Annotated in this window: 7 protein-coding genes; 4 read left to right on the forward strand and 3 right to left on the reverse strand. The window is 57.0% G+C overall.

The features are described 5' to 3' along the window. Positions 1-464 precede the first annotated feature (464 nt). The gene (locus CJ255_RS21190) at positions 465-647 is read left to right on the forward strand and encodes a YjzC family protein (protein WP_097646070.1); all 183 of its coding nucleotides are present in this window, start codon (positions 465-467) and stop codon (positions 645-647) included. Between the two features lie 321 nt (positions 648-968). Here CJ255_RS21190 and CJ255_RS21195 read toward each other — a convergent pair whose 3' ends face one another. Beyond that, complete coding sequence (locus CJ255_RS21195; RefSeq protein ID WP_097646071.1) at positions 969-1,583, reverse strand: AAA family ATPase; 615 nt, start codon at positions 1,581-1,583, stop codon at positions 969-971. Next, positions 1,489-2,169 carry a tyrosine-type recombinase/integrase gene (locus CJ255_RS21200; RefSeq protein ID WP_165774869.1) on the reverse strand — a complete coding sequence of 227 codons (681 nt, stop codon included), beginning with the start codon at positions 2,167-2,169 and terminating at the stop codon, positions 1,489-1,491. The genes CJ255_RS21195 and CJ255_RS21200 overlap by 95 nt, the downstream gene beginning before the upstream one ends. A gap of 535 nt (positions 2,170-2,704) precedes the next feature. On the opposite strand from CJ255_RS21200, the gene CJ255_RS21205 reads away from it, so the two are divergent. From CJ255_RS21205 to CJ255_RS21215, 3 genes are all read left to right on the forward strand, one after another. Next, a complete protein-coding gene (locus CJ255_RS21205) occupies positions 2,705-3,037 on the forward strand; it encodes a ParA family protein (RefSeq protein ID WP_217352513.1) in 333 nt (110 codons plus the stop codon). An 84-nt stretch (positions 3,038-3,121) separates the two neighbouring features. Next, positions 3,122-3,388, forward strand: coding sequence for a ribbon-helix-helix domain-containing protein (locus CJ255_RS21210; RefSeq protein ID WP_097646073.1), 267 nt, complete (start codon positions 3,122-3,124; stop codon positions 3,386-3,388). 129 nt (positions 3,389-3,517) lie between these two features. Next, positions 3,518-3,757: a hypothetical protein gene (locus CJ255_RS21215; RefSeq protein ID WP_097646074.1), complete on the forward strand. Its 240-nt coding sequence runs from the start codon at positions 3,518-3,520 to the stop codon at positions 3,755-3,757. Positions 3,758-3,931: 174 nt separating this feature from the next. On the opposite strand, the gene CJ255_RS21225 is transcribed toward CJ255_RS21215, so the two are convergent. After that, positions 3,932-4,177 carry a hypothetical protein gene (locus tag CJ255_RS21225; protein WP_097646075.1) on the reverse strand — a complete coding sequence of 82 codons (246 nt, stop codon included), beginning with the start codon at positions 4,175-4,177 and terminating at the stop codon, positions 3,932-3,934. Between the last annotated feature and the right edge of the window lie 193 nt (positions 4,178-4,370).

The raw sequence follows: 4,370 nt of genomic DNA on the forward strand, positions 1-4,370 counted from the left end.
TTAGCCGAGCGCATAGCCCAACGGGCTGGTGTCGCCATGCCATCGGCGGCCTGATCCAGCGGTTTTGGAGAGGATACTTCCAAACCCATCATTGACGAGATCGACCGGGTACTTGCAGCGCACTACGGTTTCACGGAGGAGGAATTGGACTTCATCATCAACTACGACATCAAGTACCGCATGGGGCGGAGCGGGGGCGAGGAGGAGGAGGAGTGAGGGAGGGGGCTAGGTTATGAACAGGGCTCAGGGTCGCTTCATGCGACGAGTGGCACCAGCCTCTGGTTAAGGGCAGAGGGACAACCATTTGGTCAATCAAACACTGATACTACATATAGTATGTGTTTGGCATACTTGACACTATATGCGGCTTATCGATTTGATAATACTGAATAATTGTGCTATTATCTCTATTGCACCCGAACATACTAGTTCAATCTATGGGCGCAGGAATGAGGTGAAGCATTATGCCAACTAGACAAAAACCTGGTGAGATACCTGCTCGTCCAGGTGAGTATGGAGAGCGGGGGCCGCGCGGCGGCAAAGTAGATCGTGGTCGAGTAGTGACCATTGAGCCAGGAGACCCCAAGCTACCGCCAACTCAGAAGCCAGGACGAACGTGGGAGCGGGAAGGGCCACCAAAGCCCTAATTTGCCATTGTAGACGGGCTTCCAGTAGCAACGGAACGGAAAATACTAATAATCGATACCGTGTAGACATGCGCTCACTGCGTGCGCTGCTGTACGCTCCGACGCCGTGCGCGTAGCACAGGGTCGGGTGGCCAGGCGCTTGCGGATCGTCGCCAATCTCATCCCGTCTTGCACTAGTGCCGCACAGTTTAATGCGGCTGGTGACGCGAATCTCGGATGAGGGCTATTGGGGTGAGGATTACGCTATATTCTCAATAGCACGTAGTGCAGCGATAGCGTCAGCGGTGTCGTCGCGCAGGCGGCACCAAGCTCTAAGATGCTCTAACGGCCCGTCAAGGGGCAACTCCTCAAGCAACTGTCGTCGGCGAGGAAACGCAATGTTCTGGCAATCGTTCCCGCTTTCGTGCGAATCTTGACCTCTTGGGCAAAGAGGATGTTCTCTGGCTGTTGCAACTGGACAAAGACGGGTGAGTGGGTGGCCACAATCACTTGACGCAGCGGATTCTCATCGTCGGGCATCGTGGTTGGCTCAACGGCCAACATCTGCAATAGCTCAGTCATCTCAACCATACGTGCCGGATGGATGCCATTCTCTGGCTCCTCGATGCAGATCAGCCCGCGTTGTTCTGGGTCGGCAACCAGCACGGCAAGGGTCAGGAAACGCAACGTGCCATCCGAGAGCGCAGCAGCGGGCAGGCGCACGCCGCTGCGCTCTTGCGCGACCACGGTCAGCATTTGGCGCACATCATCCACTTCAACCTCAAGCGAACGAATGGGAACCAGCCGGGCTAGACGATTGGCCACGGCGGCATAGACATCAGCCATCTCCTTCCCATCCCGTTCAGCGCGAGTCGCCAGCCGGTAGAGGGTCGCAGGGATGTGACCACCGGCCCCGGTGATGATCGGCGTAGTCTGAAAGCGATCCGAGCGGTGCATCGCCCAACAACTTCAGATGGCGGCGCAACAGGCGCATGCTGCGCTCGGTGCTGTTTGGCCCCAAGATAACAACACGCTCCACCCGATTCTTTGGATCGCGGACATGCAGACCTTCCTGGCCAAGGCCCAGATGAACATCACCCACATTCAGCGCCAACGCCTCACCCACACGCATGCCCGTCTCGCGGAGCAGGGTAAAGAGCAGGCGATAGGGCAAAGCATACGTAGCAATCGCTCGGTCGAGAGCCACTCGGTCGCACTGGCCCTGAACCGGACGTGGCAGCCGCTTCGTGCTGCGCCGCACCTCAAGGCCCAACGTGGGATCATGCGTGATGAAATGATGGGCAAGGCACCAGGCAAAGAAACCGCGCAAACTCGCCAAACGGCGGGCATGGGTCGTCGCAGTTGTCACCGCAGCGAGCCACGCCTCCAAATCAGCGCGCTGCACATCCACAAGGGGCTGTGGAAACGCCACCGCCGCCGCACCGAGATCACCGCGATAGGCACGCAACGTCGTCGCCCGATACCCCTTCTGGTGAAGGTGAGCGACATAAGCATCAAGGAGACTCTGGATCGTCTCGGGCATAGCGCATCTCCCGCACACTTTTTGATGATAATCCCAATGATAGCACATCATTTCGCTGTGCGCCAAGGGCATTGCCATCAGGAGGGGGCATGGGGGAATTGGTGATAATGCCCATTATCAGCAATTCGTGGCGCTCCAGCATCGGCGGTAGTTGTGCTAACTCTTAGCGGCTTTGCGGCTTTGCGCGAGCATTTGAAAGCTCCCAAGCGGTGCTATTAAAACGTTGCGTTTGTGTATCACAACGATACTCATAAGATAGCACAAAGATACCGAGATGAAAGCATGGCCCCCGTCGCGCCCGCACATGGCCCATCTCGTCGGCTAGATACGCCCCCCACGCCAAGCTGATCCTCATCTGCGCTATCCGTTTGATTAGGGTGTGACTGGAAGCTGTAGGGCGGTGCCCTACACCCCTCTGGACGGGAAGAGGATGCGAGGGAACCAGGTTCCCTCGCACACCCTATCTGTCCATTCGCTTACATCTGTATAGCATGCTGCTACCACTCAGGTAGCGAAAAGATACCGAGATGCAACGATGATCCTCACCGTCGGCAATACGAAGGGCGGCGTGGGCAAGACCACCCTGGCCCTCAATATCGCCATTGCTCGCGCCCTGGCCGGACGTGACGTGCTGCTCGTGGATGGCGATGAGCAAGGGACGGCCAGCCTCTTCACCGAGCTACGGGTCGAGCAGGTGGGCAGCGCAGGCTATACGGCTGTCAATCTGCAAGGGGCTGCGCTGCGTACCCAGGAACGAAGATACGAGAGAAGCGCTGCGCGAGATACCCGACCTCGAATTGCTACCTTGCACCATCGGGCGACGCAAAGCCTTCCCCAACGCCGCAGCAGCGGGCAAGGCGGTCGTTGAGCCTGGGGCGAAAGACCCAAAGGCAACAAGGGAACTAGAACAGCTTGTAGCCAAGCTGTACGATGTATAGCGAAGGTATATACAATGGCTGTCGCAAAGAAACCGAAGAGCAATCCGAACGCAAGCAGAGCCACAAGCCATGATGACGCAGCAGAGAGCTTCATCGCCGCTGCCAGCGCAACGCAAGCGGGCGCGCCGGAGGCACCTGAAAGCAAGCGCGTTCCGGTGATGATCCGCTTCGATCCGGCCCTCCTCAAGCTCGTAGACGCCGCCGCCAAACGGCGCGGCATCAGCCGCAGCGCCTGGCTACAATTCACCGTGAGCCGGGCGCTAGAGCAGGGCGAGGGGTGATACTAGTGACGAGTGATGAGTGATGAGTGACAAGTAGGGCGTGCCGCATAGCAATGCGCTCTGGCGCAATGTGTTATGCGGTCTGCTCAATGATGAACCGTATCCCAAGAGCATCAGGAGGGAGACAGCATGTCAACCATGACCCTTGAAGATCGCGTGGCAATGCTCGAACAAGAACTGCGGATGCTCAAGCAGCAATTAGCGCAGCCAGCCATTGTTCCCTGGTGGGAGCAGATCAACGGTGTGTTCGCCGCTACTCCAGCCTTTGACGAAGCGATCCATCTTGGCCGTCAGTATCGGGAAGCACAGCGTTCGCCGGAAGGTTTTGCGGAGCAAGACGCGGTTATTCACGCTAGTGGCAGCAACTGACGTGCCCTTCCTCTCCAGGCAAACGCTTGAATTCGTTTTATTGCGGTTCAGTATCAATCACAAGACGCTTGAATTGGCTCAGCGAACAGACCGTTGTATTGAGAAGTTTGTATGCTTCGGTAAAGTCACGGTCACCTGTAATCAGATAGTCGGCCTTGGCAGCGAGCGCACAAGCTAGGAACTTTGTCCCATCCGGTATGCCTCAATCTCGGCGGCAATCTCGTCATCGGTAAGCTCCTGAGCCTGGGGTAAGGCTTGACTGCGTTGGAACAGCGCATCAAGTCGTTGAAGCGCCAAGGCTCGATCAGGATCTTGGGCAAGAATAAGTATTTCTACAACTTCACCAGGTTGAAAGGGTAGATCAGAGAGAAATAGTTGCTTGGCATCCGTAACGGTACGATAGGTTCGATAGGCTTTCATGGCGCTCTCCTCATCACACGGTTTACACGCCGCGCTATCAGGCAATCTGAGTATAGCATCTGACCCTACGTTCATCCAATGCAGTAGGGGCGTAGCAGCGGCCTGTGGCTCGCGGTGCGGGCGTGGTTCGCTTGGGGGCCGCTGCTACACCTCTAAAGGATTATCTACCCCCCGGCCCTTTCAGGTAGAGAGT

It is taken from the genome of Candidatus Viridilinea mediisalina (assembly GCF_002532535.1).
In the GTDB taxonomy this organism is placed as follows: Bacteria; Chloroflexota; Chloroflexia; order Chloroflexales; family Chloroflexaceae; genus Viridilinea; species Viridilinea mediisalina.